Annotated in this window: 14 protein-coding genes; 9 read left to right on the top strand and 5 right to left on the bottom strand. The window is 75.1% G+C overall.

What is annotated here, in order from left to right; genetic code table 11:
* Position 1: 1 nt before the first annotated feature.
* The 5 genes from OG871_RS32825 to OG871_RS32805 are packed head-to-tail and all read left to right on the top strand — an operon-like array spanning position 2 to position 8,004.
* Positions 2–4,549, top strand: a complete 4,548-nt coding sequence (locus OG871_RS32825; protein ID WP_371501769.1) for a beta-ketoacyl synthase N-terminal-like domain-containing protein — start codon at positions 2–4, stop codon at positions 4,547–4,549.
* A complete protein-coding gene (locus OG871_RS32820; protein WP_371501767.1) occupies positions 4,546–4,872 on the top strand; it encodes an acyl carrier protein in 327 nt (108 codons plus the stop codon). The genes OG871_RS32825 and OG871_RS32820 overlap by 4 nt, the downstream gene beginning before the upstream one ends.
* Positions 4,873–4,874: 2 nt before the next feature.
* A complete protein-coding gene (locus OG871_RS32815) occupies positions 4,875–5,717 on the top strand; it encodes an alpha/beta fold hydrolase (RefSeq protein WP_371501766.1) in 843 nt (280 codons plus the stop codon).
* The gene (locus tag OG871_RS32810) at positions 5,714–6,901 is read left to right on the top strand and encodes a glycosyltransferase (RefSeq protein ID WP_371501764.1); all 1,188 of its coding nucleotides are present in this window, start codon (positions 5,714–5,716) and stop codon (positions 6,899–6,901) included. The genes OG871_RS32815 and OG871_RS32810 overlap by 4 nt, the downstream gene beginning before the upstream one ends.
* A complete protein-coding gene (locus OG871_RS32805; protein ID WP_371501762.1) occupies positions 6,898–8,004 on the top strand; it encodes a class I SAM-dependent methyltransferase in 1,107 nt (368 codons plus the stop codon). The genes OG871_RS32810 and OG871_RS32805 overlap by 4 nt, the downstream gene beginning before the upstream one ends.
* Positions 8,005–8,078: 74 nt before the next feature.
* Here the strand turns inward: OG871_RS32805 and msrA are convergent, their stop codons facing one another.
* Entirely contained in the window at positions 8,079–8,609 is a 531-nt protein-coding gene (gene msrA, locus OG871_RS32800; protein WP_371501761.1) for a peptide-methionine (S)-S-oxide reductase MsrA, read from the bottom strand.
* 93 nt (positions 8,610–8,702) lie between these two features.
* Positions 8,703–9,728 (bottom strand): alcohol dehydrogenase, encoded by a 1,026-nt coding sequence (locus tag OG871_RS32795; RefSeq protein ID WP_371501759.1) that lies wholly within the window; start codon positions 9,726–9,728, stop codon positions 8,703–8,705.
* A gap of 373 nt (positions 9,729–10,101) precedes the next feature.
* Between OG871_RS32795 and OG871_RS32790 the strand changes: the two genes are divergently transcribed.
* Positions 10,102–11,538: a hypothetical protein gene (locus OG871_RS32790; protein WP_371501757.1), complete on the top strand. Its 1,437-nt coding sequence runs from the start codon at positions 10,102–10,104 to the stop codon at positions 11,536–11,538.
* A gap of 249 nt (positions 11,539–11,787) precedes the next feature.
* Positions 11,788–12,219, top strand: coding sequence for a hypothetical protein (locus OG871_RS32785; RefSeq protein WP_371501755.1), 432 nt, complete (start codon positions 11,788–11,790; stop codon positions 12,217–12,219).
* A gap of 55 nt (positions 12,220–12,274) precedes the next feature.
* On the opposite strand, the gene OG871_RS32780 is transcribed toward OG871_RS32785, so the two are convergent.
* Positions 12,275–13,891, bottom strand: coding sequence for an MFS transporter (locus OG871_RS32780; RefSeq protein ID WP_371501754.1), 1,617 nt, complete (start codon positions 13,889–13,891; stop codon positions 12,275–12,277).
* A gap of 320 nt (positions 13,892–14,211) precedes the next feature.
* Between OG871_RS32780 and OG871_RS32775 the strand changes: the two genes are divergently transcribed.
* Positions 14,212–15,243, top strand: coding sequence for a zinc-binding alcohol dehydrogenase family protein (locus OG871_RS32775; protein ID WP_371501753.1), 1,032 nt, complete (start codon positions 14,212–14,214; stop codon positions 15,241–15,243).
* A 218-nt stretch (positions 15,244–15,461) separates the two neighbouring features.
* Here OG871_RS32775 and OG871_RS32770 read toward each other — a convergent pair whose 3' ends face one another.
* On the bottom strand, positions 15,462–16,640 hold the full coding sequence (locus OG871_RS32770; protein WP_371501751.1) for an alpha-hydroxy-acid oxidizing protein: 1,179 nt from the start codon (positions 16,638–16,640) through the stop codon (positions 15,462–15,464).
* A gap of 153 nt (positions 16,641–16,793) precedes the next feature.
* Entirely contained in the window at positions 16,794–17,939 is a 1,146-nt protein-coding gene (locus OG871_RS32765) for a toll/interleukin-1 receptor domain-containing protein (RefSeq protein ID WP_371501750.1), read from the bottom strand.
* Between the two features lie 298 nt (positions 17,940–18,237).
* Between OG871_RS32765 and OG871_RS32760 the strand changes: the two genes are divergently transcribed.
* The gene (locus tag OG871_RS32760; RefSeq protein WP_371501748.1) at positions 18,238–21,111 is read left to right on the top strand and encodes an AAA family ATPase; all 2,874 of its coding nucleotides are present in this window, start codon (positions 18,238–18,240) and stop codon (positions 21,109–21,111) included.
* Positions 21,112–21,140 lie beyond the last annotated feature (29 nt).

The raw sequence follows: 21,140 nt of genomic DNA, 5'->3' as shown, positions 1-21,140 counted from the left end.
CGTGGAGAGGCGCCCCCGGGCGGTGCCGGTGGCCGTGGTGGGCATGGCGGTCCTGCTGCCCGGCGCCCCGGACCTGACGACGTACTGGCGGAACCTGCTGGCCGGGGTCGACGCGATCACCGACGTCCCCGAGGGGCGCTGGGACGCGGGCTTCTACGACCCGGCGGCGGCCACCGGGCCCGGCGCCCCCGACCGGCTGTACTGCCGGCGCGGCGGCTTCGTGGACGCGCTGGCCGAGGTGCGGCCCACCCGGTTCGGCATCATGCCGAGCTCGGTGCCCGGGACCGAGCCGGACCAGCTGATCGCGCTGCAGGTCGCGGACGCCGCGATCGCGGACGCCGGCGGCCCGGAACGGCTGCCCGACCGCGACCGGGTCGGGGTGGTGCTGGGCCGGGGCGGCTATCTGACGCCGGGCCTGGTCCGGCTCGACCAGCGGGTCCGCACCGCGCACCAGCTGGTGCGCACCCTCGGCGAGCTGCTGCCCGACCTGACGGACGGTCAGCTCGCCAGGGTCCGGGAGGCGTTCACCGACCGGCTCGGCCCGGACCACCCCGAGTCGGCGATCGGGCTGGTGCCCAACCTGGCCGCCTCCCGGGTGGCCAACCGGCTCGACCTGCGCGGCCCGGCGTACACGGTGGACGCCGCCTGCGCGTCCTCGCTGGTCGCCGTCGACCAGGCGGTCGGCGAGCTGACCACCGGGCGCTGCGACGTGGTGCTGGCCGGCGGGGTGCACCACTGCCACGACGTCACCCTGTGGAGCGTGTTCGCGCAGCTGCGGGCGCTCTCCGCGAGCGGGCGGATCCGCCCGTTCCACCGGGGTGCCGACGGCATCCTGATCGGCGAGGGCACCGGCGTGGTGGTGCTCAAGCGGCTCACCGACGCCCAGCGCGACGGCGACCGGGTGTACGCGGTGATCCGCGGTACCGGCGTCGCCGGCGACGGGCGTACGGCCGCACTGGCCAACCCCGACCCGGGGGGCCAGAGCCGCGCGGTACGAGGGGCCTGGCAGGCGGCCGGGCTCGACCCGGCGGCGCCCGGTGCGCTGGGCCTGCTGGAGGCCCACGGCACCGCCACCCCGGCCGGGGACGCGGCCGAACTGACCACGCTGGCGGAGGTGTTCGGCCTAGCGAGGGCCGGCGAGGAGCGGGCCGTACTCGGCTCGGTGAAGTCGCAGATCGGCCATCTGATGCCGGCCGCGGGCGTCGCCGGGCTGGTCAAGGCGGCGCTCGCGGTGCACCACGGGGTCCTGCTCCCCACCCTGCACTGCGACGATCCGCACCCGGCGCTGGCCCGCACCCGTTTCCGGACCATCGGCACCGCCCGGCCCTGGGAGAGCGCCGGTGACGGACCCCGCCGCGCGGCGGTGAACGCCTTCGGCTTCGGCGGTATCAACGCGCACGTGGTGCTGGAGCAGGCCCCGGCCCCGGCCCGCGCTCCCTCCGCCGTCGTGGCACCCGCGGTGGTGTCCGAACCCGAGCGGGTCCTGCGGCTCGCCGCCGACGGCCCCGAGCAGCTGGCGCAGCTGCTGGCCGCCGACGACCGCGCCGTGCTGGCCGCCGGCCTGCCGGAGCGCGGCGGGCCCGCGCCGCGCTGCCGGCTGGCCGTCGTCGACCCGACCGGGAAGCGGCTGGCGGTGGCCCGCCGCGCGGTCTCCCGGGGCCGGGCCTGGCGCGGCCGGGGCGACGTCTGGTTCGCCCCTCGGCCGCTGCTGGAGACGGGCCGGGTGGCGTTCCTCTTCCCCGGCCTGGAGGGCGAGTTCGCGCCCCGGGTGGACGACGTCGCCGACCACTTCGGCCTGCCGCGCCCCGCAGCCTCGGGGTCGGCCGCCCGGGTGGGCGACATCGGGCGGCACGGGGTGGGCGTGGTCGCCGTGGGCCGGCTGCTGGACGCGGCCCTGCGCCGGACGGGCGTGCGGCCCGATGCCGTGGCCGGGCACAGTGTCGGCGAGTGGACCGCGATGATCAGCGGCGGCCTGTACTCCGGCGCCTCCGTGGACTCCTTCCTGGAGTCCTTCGACCCGGACGCGCTGAGCGTGCCCGGTCTGTCCTTCGCCGCGCTCGGCACCTCGGCCGAGCGGGTGGCCGAGGCGCTGGGCGGCGTCGACGGGATGGAGCAGGTCGTGCTCTCGCACGACAACGCGCCGCAGCAGTCGATCGTCTGCGGCCCCGAGGGACCGGTCACGGAACTGGTCCGCCGGTTTCGCGCGCGCGGGGTGCTGGGCCAGGTCCTGCCGTTCCGGTCCGGCTTCCACACGCCGATGCTGGGCCCCTATCTGGACCCGATCCGGCAGGCCGCCGACCGCTTCGAGCTGCACCGGCCGACCGTGCCCGTGTGGTCCGGGACGACGGCCTCGCCCTTCCCGCCCACCGAGGCCGAGGTCCGCGCGCTGTTCATCCGTCACCTGCTGGAGCCGGTGCGGTTCCGGCCGCTGGTCGAGGCCATGTACGCGGCCGGCTTCCGGGCGTTCGTCCAGGTGGGCCCCGGACAGATCGGCTCGCTGGCGGGTGACACGCTGGGCGGCCGGGAGCATCTGGTGGTCGCGGCGAACTCACCGCACCGCGACGGACTCGCCCAGCTGCGGCGGGTCGCCGCCGCGCTCTGGGCGGACGGCGCGGAGCCGGACCTCGCGGCCCTGCGGCCCGCCCGCGCACCGGAGCGGGAGCGGCCGCACCCGGCCGTCCGGCTCGACCTCGGCGGCGCCCTCGTCTCGCTGGATCCCGCCGTCCTCGGCACGCTGCGCGCCGAGCTGGCACCGCACCGGGGTTCCGGCACCGGCGACAGCGCGGACCTGGCCGCGCTGGCCGCCCGCCATCCGGTGGCGGCCGAACTCGACGCGCTGCTGCGCGACACCGGGCGGACCGCGGCCGAACTGATCCGCGCGGGCCGGCCGGCCGTGGGGCGTACCGCGCCGCCACGCCCGCCCGCCCGGCCGGACCGCGCGGCTCCCCCGCGCGGCCGCGTGCTCCAGGTCTCGACCACCGCCATGCCGTACCTGCTCGACCACTGCTTCTTCCGGCAGCGCGCCGGCTGGCCCGACCTGACCGACCGCTGGCCCGTCGTCCCGGCCACCACGATCGTGCAGCACCTGGTGGACGCGGCGGAGCGGGCGATGCCCGGCCGGGTCGCCGTCGGCGTGCACGACCTGCGGTTCGGCCAGTGGGTGCCGGCCGCCACCCCGCTGGAGGTGGCGCTCACGCTCGACGACGCCGGCCCCGGCCGGCTGGCCGCCGACTTCGGCGGCTACGCCCGGGGCACGGTCGAGCTGGCCGGCCGCCACCCCGCGCCACCGGCCGCGTGGACGCCGGATCCGGCCACCGAGTCGGCGCCGGGGCTGACGGCCGCCGGACTCTACGACGAACGGTGGATGTTCCACGGCCCGGCCTTCCGCGGCCTGAGCGAACTGACCGCGCTCGGCCCGTCCCACGTGCGCGGCGTGATCACCGCACCGTCCGCCCCCGGGGCGCTGCTGGACAACGTCGGCCAGCTGCTCGGGTACTGGATCATGGCCACCCGCACCGAGCGGACGGTCGTCTTCCCGGTCGGCATGCGCCGGCTCACCTTCCACGGACCGACGCCCCGGCCCGGCACCCCGCTGCACGCCCACATCCGGATCACCGGCCTCACCGACACCGCCCTCGAGGCCGACGTGCAACTGCTCTCCGGCGGCGCCGTCTGGGCGGAGGTCCACGGCTGGCAGGACCGCCGCTTCGACAGCCACCCCGACACCCGGCCCGTCGAACGCTTCGCCGACCGCCACACCCTCTCCACGCCGCAGCCCGGTGGCTGGGTGGTGCTGCACGAGCGCTGGCCGGACCTCGCCTCCCGCGATCTGATCATGCGCAACCATCTGGGATCCGCCGAGCGGTCACGCTACGAGCAGCAGCCGCCCCGCGGGCGGCGGGCCTGGCTCCTGGGCCGGATCGCGGTGAAGGACGCGGTGCGGCGGTGGCTCTGGGAGCAGGGCGAGGGCCCGGTCTTCCCCGCCGAGATCGCCGTCCGCAACGACCTTCCCGCCACCTCCGGCCCTGGACACCCCCATGGGCGTCCCCAGGTGTCCGGGGTGCACGGCCGCAGACTCCCGGAGCTGGACGTCTCGCTCGCGCACCGGGCCGAGGCGGCGGTGGCGCTGGTCCGGCCACGGCGCCCCGGCGGCGGGCCCGGCGTGGGCATCGACCTGGCGGAGGTGACGGACCGTCCGGCGGACCTCCGCATCGCGCTCGGGCCGGCCGAGCTGGAGCTGGTGGCGGCCGGCCGCGCCGCCCACGGCGGATCCGAGGCACTGTGGCTGACCCGGTTCTGGGCCGCGAAGGAGGCGGCGGCCAAGGCGGAGGGCACCGGACTGCGCGGCCGGCCACGGGACTTCGCCGTGGTCGCCGCCGACCCGTCCGCACTGCGGGTCACCGTAGCCCGACCCGACGGACCCCGCACCCACCGCGTGGGGTGCACCGAACTCGGCAGCCCACCCGGTCTGCCGGACCGCAGCTACGTCGTGGCCTGGACCCTGAGCAGCGACGACACCGAGAACCACGAAGGGACGGCCACCCCGTGACCGGCAGCGCACAGACCGCCGACCTGCACCCGCCCACCGATCAGGAGGTCCTCGCGGAGATCACCGGCATGCTGGCCGCCGTGCTCGACGAGTACGGCCTCGACGAGGCCGAGGTCACCATGGAGGCCCGGTTCACCGAGGACCTCGGGCTGGAGAGCATCGACCTGGTGACCCTGGCCGGGCGGCTCCAGGACCGCTGGGGCGAGCGGATCAACTTCGCCGAGTTCCTGGCGGGCATGGAACTCGACGAGATCATCGGCCTGACGGTCGGCCGCCTGGTCGGCCACGTCGTGGACCGGCTGCAGACCGTCGAGCGGAGCTGACCGTGGCCTTCCTCGATCTCGACGGGCTCCGCCTCCACGTGCAGCGGCTCGGCCCCCAGGACGGCCGGCCGCCCGCCGCGACCGCCGTCCTGCTGCACGGCCTGCTGACCGACAGCCTCGCCAGCCACTACTTCACCCTGGCCCCCGCGCTCGCCGCCGCGGGGGTGGAGGTGCTGATGTACGACCAGCGCGGACACGGCCGCACCGGACGGCCACCGAGCGGCTACCGGCTCGAGGACTTCGTCGACGACCTCGCGGGGCTGCTGGACCGGCTGGCGGGGGACGGCCCCGTCCACCTGCTCGGCAACTCCTTCGGCGGCACGGTGGCGTTCTCCCTCGCCGCCCGCCGTCCGGCCCGGGTCGCCGGGATCCTGGCCGTCGAGTCCGAGCCCGCCTCCCCGGCCTGGGCCGCCAAACTGGACGGCATCCTGCGGCGGGCCGAGACCGAGCTGGCCGACGAGTCCACGCTGGCCTGGGTCGCCGCGCAGCGCGGCGCCCACACCGCCCGGCTGGCCCGCTCGGCCGGGCGGCTGCTGGCCGGCACCTCCCTGGCCCGCGACATCCCGGCCAGCAGGCTGCCCACCGAGGCGCAGCTGCGCGCGATCCGCTGCCCCGTCCTGGCCGTCTACGGCACCGAGTCCGACCTCGCCGACCAGGCGGCGTGGCTGGAGGAGCTGCTGCCCCGCTGCCGGAGCACCTTCGTGCCCGGTCAGGAGCACTCCGTGCTGGTCGAGGCCCCGGGAACCGTTCTCGACCTCACCCTGGCCTGGCTGCGCGAGCACGGCGCCCCGCTGCGCGGCCCGGCCGCACGAGTCGGACAGGACCTCGAAGGGAGCCTGCGGTGACCCGGTTCCTCTTCGTCGTCCCGCCGCTGGTCGGGCATGTGAACCCGGCCGTGGGCGTCGCCGCCGAGCTTCGGGCCCGCGGACACGCGACGGCCTGGGCAGGGCTGCCGGAGGTGGTCGGGCCCCTGACCGGGCCCGGTGCCGAGATCCACCCCTGCGCCGTCGCCGCCGACGGCGCGGCCGTCCCGAGACCGCCCGAGCTGCGGGGCCCGGCCGCGCTGAAGTTCCTCTGGGCGGACTTCCTCGTCCCGCTCGCCGAGGCGATGGCCCCCGGCGTGACGGCGGCGGTCGCCCGGTTCGCCCCCGACGTCCTCGTGGTGGACCAGCAGGCCGTCGCCGGTGCGCTGGTCGCCGAGCGGCTCGGTCTGCCCTGGGCCACCGCCGCGACCACCTCCGCCGAGTTCACCGGCGCCCTGGCCGGCATGCCGCTGGTGGAGGCCTGGATCGCCGGCCTCCTCACCGGCCTGCGGCGGCGCGTCGGAGACCCGGACGGGACGGCCGACCCGCGTTTCTCCCCGCACCTGACCCTCGCCTTCACCACCCCCGAACTGGCCGGCCCCGTCACCGCACCGGCGGGCCCGGTGCGCTTCGTCGGCCCGTCGATCACCGCGCGTCCCGCCGCCGGCCCGTTCCCCTGGGAGTGGCTGGACCCGGGCCGTGAGACGGTGCTGGTCACCCTGGGAACGGCCAACGCCGACGCGGGGAAGGCCTTTCTGGCGAGCTGCCAGGAGGCGCTGCGGGCCCGCGCCGGACGGCTGCAGGCGGTGATCGTCGACCCGGGCGGCGTCCAGGGCGACCCCGAGCCCGACGCCGACGTCCTGGTGCTGCGCTCGGTGCCGCAGTTGCCGCTGCTGGCGCGCACCGCCGCGGTGGTCTGCCACGCCGGCCACAACACCGTCTGCGAGGCCCTCTGGCACGGCGTGCCGCTGGTGGTCGCCCCGATCCGCGACGACCAGCCGGTGGTGGCCGGGCAGGTGACGGCGGCGGGCGCCGGTGTCCGGGTGCGCTTCGGCCGGACCGGTGCGCAGCGGCTCGGCCAGGCCCTGGACGCGGTCCTGGACGACCCGGCCCACCGGTGCGCGGCCCGGCGGATCGGCGCCTCCTTCCGGTCGGCCGGAGGCGCGGCCGCCGCCGCCACCCGGCTCGAACACCTCGCCGCCCCGGCCGACAGGACGCCCCGATGACCACGGAAGCAGACCCCGGAACGGGCAGGGCCGCGGCCCGGGCCCGGCAGATCGCCGCCCTGCGTCCCGCCTACCGGGCCGACCTGGCCGACGGGACCGGCCGCTTCTTCGCACCGCGCCGCGCCGACTGCCCGTGGTGCGGCTCCACCCGGCTGCGGCGACGGCTGCGCACCACCGACCTGCTGCAGCACAAGCCGGGACGGTTCGTCCTGGACGAGTGCCGGGACTGCGCGCACATCTTCCAGAACCCCCGGCTGACCGGCCCCGGCCTGGAGTTCTACTACCGCGACTTCTACGACGGCCTGGGCGAACAGCGGCTCGCCGGGATGTTCGCCACCCGCGCCGGCGTCTACCGCCGCCGCGCCCGCTCGGTGGCCCCGTTCGCCTCCGCACCCGGCACCTGGCTGGACGTCGGGACCGGGCACGGCCACTTCTGCGAGAGCGCCCGCGAGCTCCTCCCGGACACCGTCTTCGACGGTCTGGACCTCAGCGAGGGCGTCGAACTGGCCGAGAAGAACGGCAGGTTGGCCCACGGCTTCCGCGGCACCCTGCCCGAACTGGCACCCGAGCTGGCCGGGCGGTACGACGTGGTGAGCATGTTCCACTACCTCGAACACAGCACCGACCCGGCCCATGAACTGGCCGCGGCCCGGGAGGCGTTGCGTCCCGGCGGCCTGCTGCTGATCGAGGTGCCCGACCCGGAGTGCCGCTACGCCCGGCTGCTGGGACGGTGGTGGCTGCCCTGGCTGCAGCCGCAGCACCTCAACCTCGTGCCCGTCGCCAACCTGCGCGGCCGGCTCGGCGAGCTCGGCTTCACCGTCCTGCTGGAACAGCACGGCGAGCCGCACGACCCGGTGGACCTGCTCGCCGCCTGCTGGCTGCTGCTCGACGCGGTCGCACCGCGCGAGGACGCGCCGTGGCTGCCGGGTACGCCCCCGGGGCGGCTGCGCCGGACGCTGCGCGGCACGCTCTTCCTGGCCGGCGCCCCGGCCCTGCTCCTCGCCGCGCTGCTGGACCGCGTGGTCGCCCGCTTCGCCGGGCGCACCGGGCTCTCCAACGCCTACCGCGTGATCGCGCGCCGCGAGGGCGGCGCCGCGCAGTAGCCCCGGAAGTCTGACCGGGGCAGGCCGTCCATGGACGGCCTGCCCCGGTCAGGACCAGACGGGATCCGTCCGGGTCAGTGCGCGGCCTGCGGTGTGCCGCTCGATCGGCGCGGCAGCTTCCAGCCGGGCCGGACGAAGTGGCAGGTGTAGCCGTCGGGGTAGCGCTCCAGGTAGTCCTGGTGCTCGGGCTCGGCCTCCCAGAAGGGTCCCACCGGGGCCACCTCGGTGACGACCTTGCCGGGCCACAGCCCGGAGGCGTCGACGTCGGCGATGGTGTCCTCCGCGATCCGCTTCTGCTCGTCGTCCTGGTAGAAGATCGCCGACCGGTAGCTGCTCCCGACGTCGTTGCCCTGGCGGTTCACGGTGCTCGGGTCGTGGATCTGGAAGAAGAACTCGAGGATGGTCCGGAAGTCGGTCACGGCCGGGTCGAACGTGATCTCGATCGCCTCGGCGTGGGTGCCGTGATTGCGGTACGTGGCGTCGGGCACGTCGCCGCCGCTGTAGCCGACCCGCGTTCCGACCACCCCGGGCTGCCTGCGGACAAGCGCCTGCACGCCCCAAAAACACCCACCCGCCAGGACAGCCTTCTGAGTCTGCATGGCCACCAGGTCCTCCTTACGATTGCGTCTGGTAGCCCCAACGCCGACTCCCCCGGCGATCATTCCTGCGGGGGCCCCGGCTTCGCGCCGCCGCCGGGCTCAGTGCGGGGTAACCACCATCCTGAAGCGGGCGGCGCCGGACATCATCCGGTCGTACGCCGCCGCGGTCTGCTCCAGCGGCACGGTCTCCACCGTCGGGCGGATTCCCGTCAGCACGCTGAACGCCAGTGTGTCCTGCACGTCCTGCGCCGTGCCCGAGGGGTGACCGCGGATGATCCTGCCGCTCATCAGCAGCTGGTTAGGGCTGACCCCGAGCGGGGTGGCGTCCGCGCCGATGACCACCAGCTCGCCCCGGGGGCGGAGCCCTTCGACGGTCGCCGTGATGGCCTGAGAGTTGGCCGCGGTGGCCAGCACGACCCTGGCGCCGCCGAGGGACTGCAGCGCGTCCGCGACGGCGGTGGCCCCCGTGCTGTCGATGTAGTGGTGCGCGCCCAGCTCGCTGGCGAAGTCGGCCTTGGCGGCCCCGCGGGCGACGGCCACGGTCTCGAAGCCCATCGCGACCGCGTACTGCACCCCCAGATGGCCGAGGCCGCCGAGGCCGAGTACGGCGACCAGGTCGCCCGGCCGGGCGGAGCTCCGCCGGAGCCCGTTGTACGTGGTCACTCCCGCACAGCCCAGGGGCGCCGCCTCGGTCGCGGTCAGCGCGTCGGGGATCCGCGCCAGGGCGTCGGCCGGTGCGATGACCATCTCGGCGTAGCCCCCGTCGTACGCCCAGCCGGGGACCTTCAGGTTCTGGCACACCACGAAGTCGCCCTGCCGGCAGGGCCGGCAGTGGCCGCAGCTGCCGCCGAACCAGCCCACCGCCACCCGGTCGCCGACCTGCCAGCCGCGCTGTGCGGTGCCCTCGCCGAGCTCCTCGACGTGCCCGGCGATCTCATGGCCGGCGACCAGGGGGAACCGGACGCCCGGCACCGCGGCGTTCACGAAGGCCGCGTCGCTGTGGCAGACCCCGCAGGCGTCCACCGCCACCCGGACGTGGCCCGGGCCCGGCCGCCGGACCTCCCGCTCCACGACCTCGAACGGGCTGCCGAGCGCCGCGATCTGCGCGGCTCGATACGTGCTCATCTGCCACTCTCCCGGATGCGGTGCGGCCGTCCCGTGGACCAAGCGCCCCCGACCCAGCACACCAGTTCCCGCGCGATCACGCGCGTCGAACGGGCCCCCGCACGAGGATCGGGGATTTCTGTTATCCGGGGCGCCGCCAGGGGTCTCCCATGATGCAGGGCGGACATCGCCGGCTCCCGCCCTGCGGACCGGCCCTGCCCTGCGGACCGGCCCTGCCCGGTGGTGCACCACCGGCGGCCCGTCGGCCGTCCACGTCAACTCGCCACACTCCGAAGCCTCATGACGCGTCCGGAGTCCTCGCCCCGGCCCGGGCCGAGGACGTCCGGAGCTCCCTGCTGCCCGCATCCGACCGACCAGCCAAGGACTCCCTCACATGGCACTGCGCCCACTCCCGGCACGCCCCACGGCCGCCGCCGCGGCAACCCGCGCCGCGCGACCCACCGGTGCGAAGGTCCCCGTGCTGCTCGCCGCGGCCACCGCCGGCGCGCTGACCGTCGGATCGGCCCTGCTCGCGGCACCCGCCGCGGCCGAGCCCGCGCCGCAGACCGTCGACCACCGGGCCGTGGTGCTCGTCAACTTCCGCAACCTCGCGCTCGCCGACCCCCGGAAGGCCCACGACCAGGCCGTTCAGAACTTCTTCGGCACCGGCGACTCCCTCGCCACGTACTACGCCAGGAACTCCGGGAACCGGATGAGCATCGTCCCCGCCCAGGGTGACGGCGTGTTCGGACCGTTCACGATCGACATGGACGACTCCTCCGCCTGCGACACCGGGAAGATGGTCGACCTCGCGCGCAAGACGATCCCCGACGTGACGTTCGACCACATCTCGGTCGTCTTCCACACCGACCACTGCAGCGACTGGTGGGGTCTCGGCTCCATGCCCGGCCCCAACACCTGGTTCCACGAAGGCGCCGTGGCCGACAAGGCCGCCGTCGTCCACGAGGCCGGCCACAACCTCGGCCTCGCCCACCAGGAACGCCGAGTGTGCACGGCCGGCAGCTTCACCGCGTGCACCGCGGACGGCTACAGCGACCGCACGCCGATGGGCGGCGGCGGCGAGAGGAAGGGCCTGACCGCGCCCGAGCTGCTGTCCCAGAAGTGGCTCACCGCCCAGCAGGTCACCACACCCTCGGCGACGACCACCATGCACCTCACCCCGCTGCACGCGGCCGGCACCTCGGGCGTTCGAGCGGTGGACCTCCCGCTCGGCACCGGCGGGGACCGCGTCGTCGTCGAGTTCCGCGCGCCCGACTCCGCCACCGCGGACCGCGACGTCGCCCAGGGCGTGGACGTCTACCGGGTCCCGGCCGGGCGCTACGACCGCGCGGTCATGATCAGCAACGTCAAGCACGACGACAAGGCCGCCGCCGGCTCGTTCACCACCGCCGGTACGGCGCTCTCCGACTCCTCCGCGCACCTGTCGATCAGCGTCACCCGGGCCACCGCCGCCGGCGCCGACGTCCACATCCAGTTCGGCGACGGCTCCGGCACCCCTCCGACCGGCGGGCCCACCACCCCGGCCCCGACCCCCACCCTCACGGCGAGCACCTCGGCGCAGCCCTCGCACTCCGCGACTGCGCCGGCCTCGCCCTCCCCCGACCAACCCGACGACCACGCCGCCATCGGCTCCACACCCAGCCCCCTCCCCTCCGGCACCACCCCGTCCACCCCCCGCACCGACGGCGGATCGCTCGCCTCCACCGGGGGCGGCGGCCTCGGGACCGGCGTCATCGGCGCCGCCCTCATCGCCGCCGGCGGCGGCGCCGTGTTCCTCCTGCGCCGGCGCCACGCGCACCGCAGGCACTGACACCGCACCACCGGGTCCCGGGCAGCCCACTCCCCCGACGGCTGCCCGGACCGGGCGGTTCCGGACGGACCGGTGCGCGGGCCGACGTGCGAGGCGGCCTGGGCGCGCGCATCCTGGCACTGCCGGAGCGGCCCCACGGCCGGCCGCCGGCGCCGTCCGGTCGACCGCGACCGAGGTCGGCCGACCAGCGAACGTGGACCAGTGACCGTGACCCGAAACCGTTGCGCCCCGCCGATCGGTAGGTAACAGATGTCCTCGCCGTCGAAACCGACGACCGCCCGTGACGACGACTCGAACACCCCGGCCGGCGGCCTGGTGGTGTTCGCCGCCGTCATGCTCCTGATCTCCGGCGTGCTGAACATCCTCCGCGGGATCATGGGCATCGCCAAGGACGGAGTCTTCGTCAGCACGCCGAACTACATCTTCAAGTTCGACCTGACCAGCTGGGGATGGATCCACCTGGTCCTCGGCGTGGTCGCGATCGCCGCGGGCCTGGGGCTGTTCAGGCTGGCCCTGTGGGCCAGGATCCTCGGCATCGTGGCGGCCGCGCTGCTCATCGTCGCCAACTTCCTGTCCATCCCGTACTACCCGCTCTGGTCCATCACCGTCATGGCCGCCGCGGCCTTCGTGATCTGGGGCCTCTGTGTGATCCGCCGCGACCGCGGCACGCACGCCGGCTGACCGGGCGCCAGGGCCACTGCGGCAGGGTCCGTCCGGCCTCCGGCCGGGGCCTGCGTCACGGGCCCCCGGACGCCGGTGAGCGCGGCTGGGTGGTCGGGATCCGCGGGGTGAAGAACAGCGCGAGGACGGCCATCAGCGCGAGGACGGCGAGTGCCGCGCGCAGGCCGTCGATCCTGGCCGCCGCGTTCGCGTCGAGCGCCGCCGTGGCCACCTCCGGGCTGGTCCCGGCCTCCGCCAGGGCGTCGGTGAGCTGGGCGTCCGACAGGAAGGGGACACCACTGGCCAGTTCGACCGTGGCCTGACCGGTGACCTCGGCCGGGATCGCCGGATCCTGTTCGATGGTGGTCAGGAACGAGGTGCTGAGCACCGCGATCATGATCGATCCGGCGAGTGCCGTCCCGATCGAGGCACCGAGGTTGGTGACGGCGTTCTGGACGCCGCCGACCTCCGCACTCTGCTCGTCCGGCACCGCCGAGACGGTGACCGCCCCGAGCTGTGACGCCAGTGCCCCCATGCCCAGCCCGATCAGCAGCAGGGGGACGGTGACGGCCTCCGCGCCCGCGTCCACGTCCAGCGCCGCCATCAGGACCACCGCGCCGGCGAGCAGCGCCAGGATGCCGAGCCGCACGACCCGCCTCGGCGAGACGTCCGGCAGCAGCTTCGGGATCAGGACCGCCGCGGCCAGCAGGGTGAGCGACAGGGGCAGCAGGCGGGCCCCGGTGGCGAGCGCCGACAGGCCGAGCGCGACCGACAGGTAGAGCGGGACGACGAAGAAGACCCCCATCTGGACGAGGTACTGGAAGAAGAACATGATCAGGCCGCCGGTGAGCTGCCGGTTGTGCAGCAGCTCCGGGTCCACCAGGGGCTCGGTCCCGGCCCGGACCAGGCGGGCCTCCCAGTGCAGGAAGAGCCAGACCAGCACCAGGCCGGTCAGCGTCGTCCAGACGACCATCGAGACGCCGAGCCAGGACGGCGCGCCGGGTTTCGGCAGGAACCAGCCCCACTCGTCGGACCGCAGCACGCCGTAGACGAAGATGCCGAGACCGAGGGCGGAGAGCACCGCGCCGACGAGGTCCACCCGCGCACCGGCGGCGACGGGCGCGTCGGCGATGCGTCGCGCCAGCACCAGGATGACGAGGACGAGGACGACCTCCCCGGCGAACACCCAGCGCCAGGAGAAGTACGTCGTGGCGACCCCGCCGACCAGTGGCCCGACCGCGATCGCGACGGCCCCGGCGGCGGCGACCAGCCCGTAGGCCGCCGGCCGGCGCTCGGCGGCGAAGTTTCCCGCGACCAGCGCGACGATCGCGGGCAGGATGAGGGCCGCACCGATCCCTTCGAGGAAGGACCACCCGAACAGCAGCACGCCGAGGTTCGGGGCGATGGCCGTGGTCAGGGACCCGCAGCCGTAGACGCAGCAACCGATCATGAACGCGCGCTTGCGGCCGATGAGCTCGCCGACCTTGCCGCCGGGGATCATGAACATCGCCATCACCAGGGTGTAGGCCGTGATCGCACCCTGGATGCCGGTCACGGTCGTCCCCACGTCGTCGGCGACGGTCGCGATCGAGACGTTCATGACCGAGCTGTCGAGTGCCATCAGGAACTGCCCGGCCGCGAGGGTCAGCAGGACCACCCCCGCGGCCGTCGAGGTCTTCGCACCGGATGCCATAGGCGCATGGTCCCAGCGCGACCCCGCTCCGGGTGCGCCGACTCGCCCCGGCGGTCAGCCGTTCGGTGCCGGGCCGGTGGCCTCGCACCGGCCGCTCCCGGGCCCGGCCGTGGGTCCGCCGGCGCCCGGCGGGTGGCGGTCGCGGAGGGAGGTGGGGCGTTCGGGCCCCATCGGGGCCGTTCGGCCCTGCTCGGCACAGCCCGGCCGGGTGGACGATGGGATGAGTGTCCGGTCCTCGTGAGGCCGCGGAGCCGGACGCAGGGGAGACGGAGCAGACGCGGGGAACCCACGGGGAGGTCGCGGGGAAAGAGGAGCCGGAGATGTCAGCGTCCGAGGACGGTCCGATCCGCACGGTGGCGTGGGTGGTCGAGCACCCGGGCCCGATGGCCTCGGCGCCACTGCGACGTGTGGAGCGGACGATCGCGGCACCCGGTCCGCAGGAACTGCTGATCGAGGTGACGGCCTGCGGCGTGTGCCGCACGGACCTCCACCTCGCCGAGGGCGACCTCCCGCCGCGTACGCCGCTCTGCACGCCGGGCCACCAGATCGTGGGCCGCGTCCTGAACGTCGGCTCCGAAGTGGGCGGGCACTCCCGCGGCGACCGGGTGGGTGCGGCCTGGCTGGCGGGCACCTGCGGCGTGTGCCGCTACTGCCGGGCCGGCCGGGAGAACCTCTGCCCGCACTCGCGGTACACCGGCTGGGACCTCCACGGCGGCTACGCCCGGTACGCCGTGGTCGACGCCCGCTACGCCTACCGGCTGCCGGAGGGGCCGTCCGACGTGGAGGTGGCGCCCCTGCTGTGTGCCGGGATCATCGGCTACCGGGCCCTGGAGCGGGCCGAGCTGCCGCCGGCCGGCAGGCTGGGGATCTACGGCTTCGGGGCGTCCGCCCACCTGACCGCGCAGCTCGCCCTCGCCCGGGGCGCCACCGTGCACGTGCTGACCCGGGCCGAGGAGGCCCGGCGGCTGGCGTTGGAGCTGGGCGCGGCCTCCGCCGGCGACGCGTACGAGGCCCCGCCGGAGCCGCTCGACGCGGCGATCCTCTTCGCGCCGGTCGGCGACCTGGTGCCGGTGGCGCTGTCCGCGCTGGACCGCGGCGGGACGCTGGCGGTGGCGGGCATCCACCTCAGCGACATCCCCGGGCTCAACTACCAGCGGCATCTCTTCCAGGAGCGGACGCTGCGCAGCGTCACCGCCAACACCCGGGAGGACGGCCGCGCCTACCTCGCCGAGGCCGCCCGCCACCGCCCGACCGTCCGTCTGCAGCGGTACACCATGGACCGGGCCGACCGGGCGCTCACGGACCTGGCGGCGGACCGGGTCACCGGTGTCGCCGTCCTGATCGCGGACTGACATCACCCGGGAAGGTTCCACCGGCGTGGTCGCGGCTCCGCTCCCCCACGAGCGGAGCCGCTTCCTCGTCTGCGACGCTATCCGCCCGAGACCGACCTCCGGCGCTCCCTGACGCTTCCCTTGCGTCCCGGGACGGGGTCTTGACGCGGCGTTGGCGCAGCGTCGGTCGAGGTGTCCCGGGGAAGTCCGGCCGAAGTCCTGGAGGGTCCGGCGAGGCGTCAGATCCTGCGGATCGCACCCTCGGCCCGCAGGTCCGCGAGGGTCGGGTAGCCGTCCACGGCCATGATCAGATCTGCCTCGGCGAGCAGCGAGCGCAGCACGTGCACGATGCCGTCCACGCCGCCGACCGCCAGACCGTAGGCGTAGGGCCGGCCGACGCCGACGGCGGTGGCGCCGAGGGCGAGCGCCTTGACCACGTCCGCGCCGGTGCGGACACCGGAGTCGAACAGCACCGGCAGCCCGTCCGCCGCCTCGACCACGCCCGGCAGCGCCTCCAGTGCGGGAAGGCCGCCGTTGGCCTGGCGGCCACCGTGGTTCGAGCAGTACACGGCGTCCACGCCGCCGTCCTTCGCCCGACGGACGTCCTCCGGGGCGCAGAGGCCCTTGAGGATGATCGGCAGGTCGGTGAGGGACCGCAGCCACGGGAGGTCGTCCCAGGTCAGCGGGTTGCCGAAGAGGCCGATCCACTCGAGGACGGTGGCGCTCACGTCCTCCTCGGGGGCCTTGGCGAGGCGGGCCCGGAACACCGGGTCGGACGTGTAGTTCGCCAGCGCGTGCCCGCGCAGCTGCGGGAAGTTGCTCGCGCCGAGGTCACGCGGACGCCAGCCGGTGATCCAGGTGTCCAGGGTGATGACGATCCCCTTGAACCCGGCCGCCTCCGCCCGGTGCACCAGGCTCTGCGCGAGCGCCCGGTCGGTGGGCGTGTACAGCTGGAAGAAGCCCGGGGTGTCGCCGAACTCTGCGGCCACCTGCTCCATCGGGTCCACCGTGAGCGTCGAGGCGACCATCGGCACTCCGCTCCTCGCGGCGGCGCGGGCGGTGGCCAGGTCGCCGTGTCCGTCCTGCGCGCACAGGCCGATGACCCCGACCGGCGCCATGAACAACGGGGACGGGAGCTTCAGTCCGAACAGGTCCACCGACAGGTCGCGCCGGGCGGCGCCGACCATCATCCGCGGCACCAGCCCGTACCGCTCGAAGGCGGTGACGTTCGCCCGCTGGGTGAACTCGTCCCCGGCGCCGCCCGCGACGTACGAGAGGACCGACGGCGGCAGGGCGGCCTGCGCCCGCGCCTCCAGTTCGGCGAAGTTCATCGGCATCGCCGGCAGCACGCCGGAGAGGCCGGCGAGGTAGATCTCGTTCTGGTAGTCCCCGAACCGTGCCCTGGAGTCGGTGTCCATCGCGCTCTCCGTCCTTTCGCCCGCCGCCCGCCCCGGGACCCTCCCGGTCGGCGACACCTCCCACCGTGCCCACCGGGCGGGACCGGAACCGTGTCGCCGGGGCCGTGTCGCCGGGGCCGGAGGTGGGCGACCGGACGGTGGCGCTGTCAGGAGTCAGGAATCCCGCAGGTCGCGGACCAGGCGGCTGACCGCCTGCTCCAGTTCCAGGCCGTCGGGGGCCGAGGAGAAGTCCGGGATGTGGTACTCGCGGATCTTGCGTGCCACGTCGTACCCGGCGTCCGCGTCGAACAGCTCCCAGTCGAGCAGCCTCCCGTGCGGGACGATCCGGATCGGGAACAGTTTCCGCGTGCCCGTCTCCCGCTCCGCGCTCACCGCCCGGCCGATCTCCGTGGCGACCCAGCCGCTGGCCATGCTGGCCTCGGAGAGGATGAGGATCAGCTTCCCGCGCCGCCGGATCTCCTCGGTGATCTGCTCCAGGATCGTGCGGCCGCCGCGGATGTCGTGCGGGGCGAACCAGGTGTCCACGCCGTTGGCCTCCAGCAGCTCGTGCAGCCGGGTGGCGAACTGCTCGTCCCGGGAGCTGTAGCTGATGAAGACGGTCGGCGGGGCGGGCTCACCGCCGCCGCGCGCGCTGTCCCGGTAGGCGCGGACGGTGCCCGGGGCCGCGCCCACCGCGAGGAGGAACCGCTCGAGTTCGGCGAGACCGCGGGTGAAGTCCCGGGCCGCCCCCTCGTCCTGGAACCGGTCGCGCGCCGCATCCAGCGCCCGGCTGTTGAGGATGAAGGAGTTCGCGACGGTCCGCTCGTCGATTCGGCACAGCCCCGCGACCACCACCGGGTCGAGGGTGCAGGCGACGAACGTGGCGGCCGCGAAGACGGTGAACCCGAAGTGGGCGCCCGCGAAGACGGACCCGAGGAACGTCACCCGGTGGAAGCGGGCCTGGACGAAGAACGCGTCGTGCCAGTTGCCGCCGAAGGTGCCCCCGTCGAACTCCGCCCGGAAGAAGTCCGCGGTGCCGAAGGCCGCCTTCTCGAGGTCGCAGTCCAGGAACCGCGCCTCGACGAACCTCGCGCGGAGCGCGTTGATCTTACTGAACCGGCAGTCGCGGAAGACGCAGTTCGAGAAGTCCCCCGTGGCGAAGATGCAGTCGACGAAGTCACAGTCGACGAAGGTGGCGCCACGGACGTCCTCCCCGCCGAGGTACAGGCCGGTGAACCGCCGGGCGCCGAACTCGCGCTTCCCGGCCGCGTACTCGGCGAGGAAGGCGCGGGTCTGCGCGTTCTGCTCGGGGCCGGTCACGGGTCACCGCCTGGATGCGTAGGTCAGCACAGTGGACGAACATAGCAGCGACCGCACACAGGAGTTGACGATCCGTCATTTCCCACCCGGACGGCGCCGGGGGCGGCGGCCGGTGTGCCGCAGCCGCCGTCGGCCCGCCCCGCGGGAGCCGTGCGCCCCTGCGCCGGAACGGCCGACCCGGACCGGGCCCGCGGGACGGGACCGGCGGCCGTGTCGGCGGCGCAGGCTAGGGTGTGGCACGTGACATGCCAGGGAAAGACGGGACCCGGCCGGCCCCACAGACAGGTGTGATACGCGGATGTCGAGCAGCCCCCACGAGAACTCCGGTACGGCGCAGCTCCCCTCACTGCCATGGCCGAGCGGCCGCGAGCGCGAGGGCGACACCCTGACCACGCTGCTCGCCGGCCACACGGCGGTCCTGGTCACCGGCGAACCGGGCAGCGGCAAGTCCGAGGTGCTGCGCACCGTGGTCGACCGCGCCCGGCAGTCGGGCACGACGGTGCTCTTCGCCGCCGCGGACCGGCTGGACGGCGCCTTCGAGTTCGGTGTCGTCCGCCAGCTCTTCGAACAACTGCTGGCGGACGCCCCGCCGGGCGCGCCGCACCCACTGCTGGACGGTCCCGCGGCGGCGGCCGCCGAGGTGTTCCACCCCCGGCCGCCGCAGTCCGCGACACCGGCGCAGGCCGACGGCGCGGTACTGGGCGGCCTGCACTGGCTGACCGTCCACCTCGCGGCCCGGGGGCCGCTGCTGATCGCCGTGGACGACCTGCAGTGGGCCGACCCGGCCTCGCTGCGCTGGCTGAGCTACCTGCTGCGGCGCGCGGGAGGGCTGCCCGTCGGCGTCCTCGCCACCGTCGGCGCCGGGGCGGTCGAGCCGGCGCAGCGGGAGCTGCCCGCCACCGTCCTGCAGCTGTTCCGGCAGCGGGTGGCACTCGGGCCGCTCGGCGGGACGGCCGTGGCCGCGATGGTGGAGCAGGCGCACGGGCAGGCTCCGGACGAGGCGTTCGTGCGCGGCTGCCGGCATGCGACGAACGGCAACGCCTTCCTGCTCCGGGCCCTGCTGCGGGCCACGGCGGCGGCGGAGCTGACCCCCACGGCGGACGCCGTCGAGCGGCTCGACGCGCTCGCTCCGGCCGAGATCGGACAGGCCGTACGGGCCGTGCTGGCGAACGCCGGTCCGGCGGCGGTCGAGGTCGCCGAGACGGCGGCCGTCCTCGGCGGCACGCCGGGGACCGACTTGGTCGCCGGCGTGGTCGGGCAGTCCGAGGCGGTCGTCGAGGACGCCCTGCACGCTCTGGTCGAGTCCGGCGTACTGCGGCGGGTCGGGCCTGCGGTCGGTTTCGCCCACCCGGTCGCGGCCCGCGCGCTGGCCGACCTGGTGCTGCCCAGCCGGCGGCAGCGGATCCACCTCGGGGCGGCGCGGCTGCTGTGGACGCAGAACGCTCCCGAGGACCAGGTGGCGGGCCGGCTGCTGCAGACCACCGGCCCGTTGGACGAGGACTGGGTGAACGAGGCGCTGCGCCGGTCGGCCGCCGAGGCGCTGGCCGCCGGTGACCCGGACGGCGCGGTCGCCGCGCTGCGCCGCGCGCTGCGGGAACCGCTGCCCGAGGGCGAGCGGGCCACCCTGCTGAGCATGCTCGGGCAGGCGGAACTGGCCTCCTGCGTGCCGACGGCGGTGCGCAACCTGCGGCAGAGCCTGGAGCTGTCCCAGGGGGCCGCCGCCCGGACCTCCGCCGCGCGGCGGCTGGCGATGGCACTGTTCGCGACGGACAGCTACGCCGAGGCGCTGGACGTGCTCGGGCGCACCAGCGCCGAGCTGCGCGAGGCCGGCGACGAGCATGCGCTCCGGCTGGAGATCGACTACATCTACGCGGGCCTGAGCGAGCTGGCCACCGCCGCCGCCGTCCGGCCGCGACTGTGGGAGCTGGATCTGGCGGACGCGGGCGGCGGCGCCGTGGAGCGCCCACTGGCCGCCCTGCTCAGCCTGCGCGCGGCGATGCGCGGCGAGGACCCGGCCGAGGCCGTCGAGTTCGCCCGGCGGGCCCTGGCGCTGGGCATGATCCCGGCCGACGACGAGTCGATCGTCTACAACAACGCGGTGTTCGCGCTCGGCGCCGCCGGAGCGGCCCGGACCGCTCTGAACTACGCCGATGCGGCGGTGGCCGAGGCCCGGGCCCGGGGCTCCGTGCTCGGCTACGCGCACGCGATCAGTACCCGGGCCAACGCGAACTGCCGGCTCGGCCGGCTCGCCGAGTGCCGGGCCGACGCCGAGGCGGCGCTGGAGTCGCTGCGCGAGATCGGGGTCGGGCCCCACACCAGCCACTGCGTCTTCCCGGTCACCACGCTGCTGGAGGCCCGGGTGCGGCAGGGGCTGCTGGAGGAGGCAGAGGCGCTGCTCGCCCAGGCCGGGCTGACCGGAGAGCTGAACCTGCACTGGGCCAACGACTACGTCCTGCTCGCCAGGGGCTGGCTGCGCCTGGCCCAGGGCCTGCCGGAACGGGCGCTGGCCGACTTCCTGCTCTGCGGCAAGCGCTCCGGCACCCGGGGCATGGCCGGGCCGGGTTTCTACCCGTGGCGCTCCGAGGCCGCGCTGGTGCTCGTCACGATGGGGCGGCACGAGGAGGCCCGCACGCTGGCCCGGGAGGAGCTGGAGCTGGCCCGCCGCTGGGGTGTGCCCGAGATGATCGGGGTGGCGCTGCGGGCGCTCGGCACGGCCACGGCGGGGCGGCCTGGGCTGGAGTTGCTGCGGGAGGCGGTCGAGGTGCTCGGCGAGTCCGACGCGCGGCTGCGCCGGGCGCAGGCCCTGGTCTCCCACGGTGCCGGGCTGCGCGCCGCCGGGCTGGTCGAGAAGGCCCGCGAGCAGTTGCGGCAGGCCGTCAGCCTGGCCCACCAGTGCGGGGCGAGCGTGATCGCCGAGCAGGCGATGGAGGAGCTCCGCGCGACCGGCGACCGCCCGCGCACCAGGACCTTCCACGGTGTGGACGCCTTGACGCCGAGCGAACGCCGGGTGACGGCGCTGGCCGTGGCCGGAATGACCAACAAGCAGATCGCCCAGCACCTCTTCGTCGGCCTGCGAACGGTCGAGGTCCACCTCACCAACGCGTACGGCAAGCTCGGTATCGCCGGTAGACCCGAGCTCTCCGACGCTCTCGCCGGTCCGACCGCTCCGTGACCGGTGTGGGCGCGCTGACCGGTGTCGGC

Source organism: Kitasatospora sp. NBC_00374 (assembly GCF_041434935.1).
Lineage (GTDB): Bacteria > Actinomycetota > Actinomycetes > Streptomycetales > Streptomycetaceae > Kitasatospora.
The sequence above is the reverse complement of the archived record's forward strand: the minus strand, read 5'-3'. Positions and strand labels throughout refer to the sequence as shown.

Coding starts and splice junctions, on each gene's coding strand:
- OG871_RS32785 (WP_371501755.1), top strand. CDS start 11,788: ATGTCCTCGCCGTCGAAACCGACGACCGCCCGTGACGACGACTCGAAC.
- OG871_RS32790 (WP_371501757.1), top strand. CDS start 10,102: ATGGCACTGCGCCCACTCCCGGCACGCCCCACGGCCGCCGCCGCGGCA.
- OG871_RS32760 (WP_371501748.1), top strand. CDS start 18,238: ATGTCGAGCAGCCCCCACGAGAACTCCGGTACGGCGCAGCTCCCCTCA.
- OG871_RS32805 (WP_371501762.1), top strand. CDS start 6,898: ATGACCACGGAAGCAGACCCCGGAACGGGCAGGGCCGCGGCCCGGGCC.
- OG871_RS32795 (WP_371501759.1), bottom strand. CDS start 9,728: ATGAGCACGTATCGAGCCGCGCAGATCGCGGCGCTCGGCAGCCCGTTC.
- OG871_RS32770 (WP_371501751.1), bottom strand. CDS start 16,640: ATGGACACCGACTCCAGGGCACGGTTCGGGGACTACCAGAACGAGATC.
- OG871_RS32775 (WP_371501753.1), top strand. CDS start 14,212: ATGTCAGCGTCCGAGGACGGTCCGATCCGCACGGTGGCGTGGGTGGTC.
- OG871_RS32780 (WP_371501754.1), bottom strand. CDS start 13,891: ATGGCATCCGGTGCGAAGACCTCGACGGCCGCGGGGGTGGTCCTGCTG.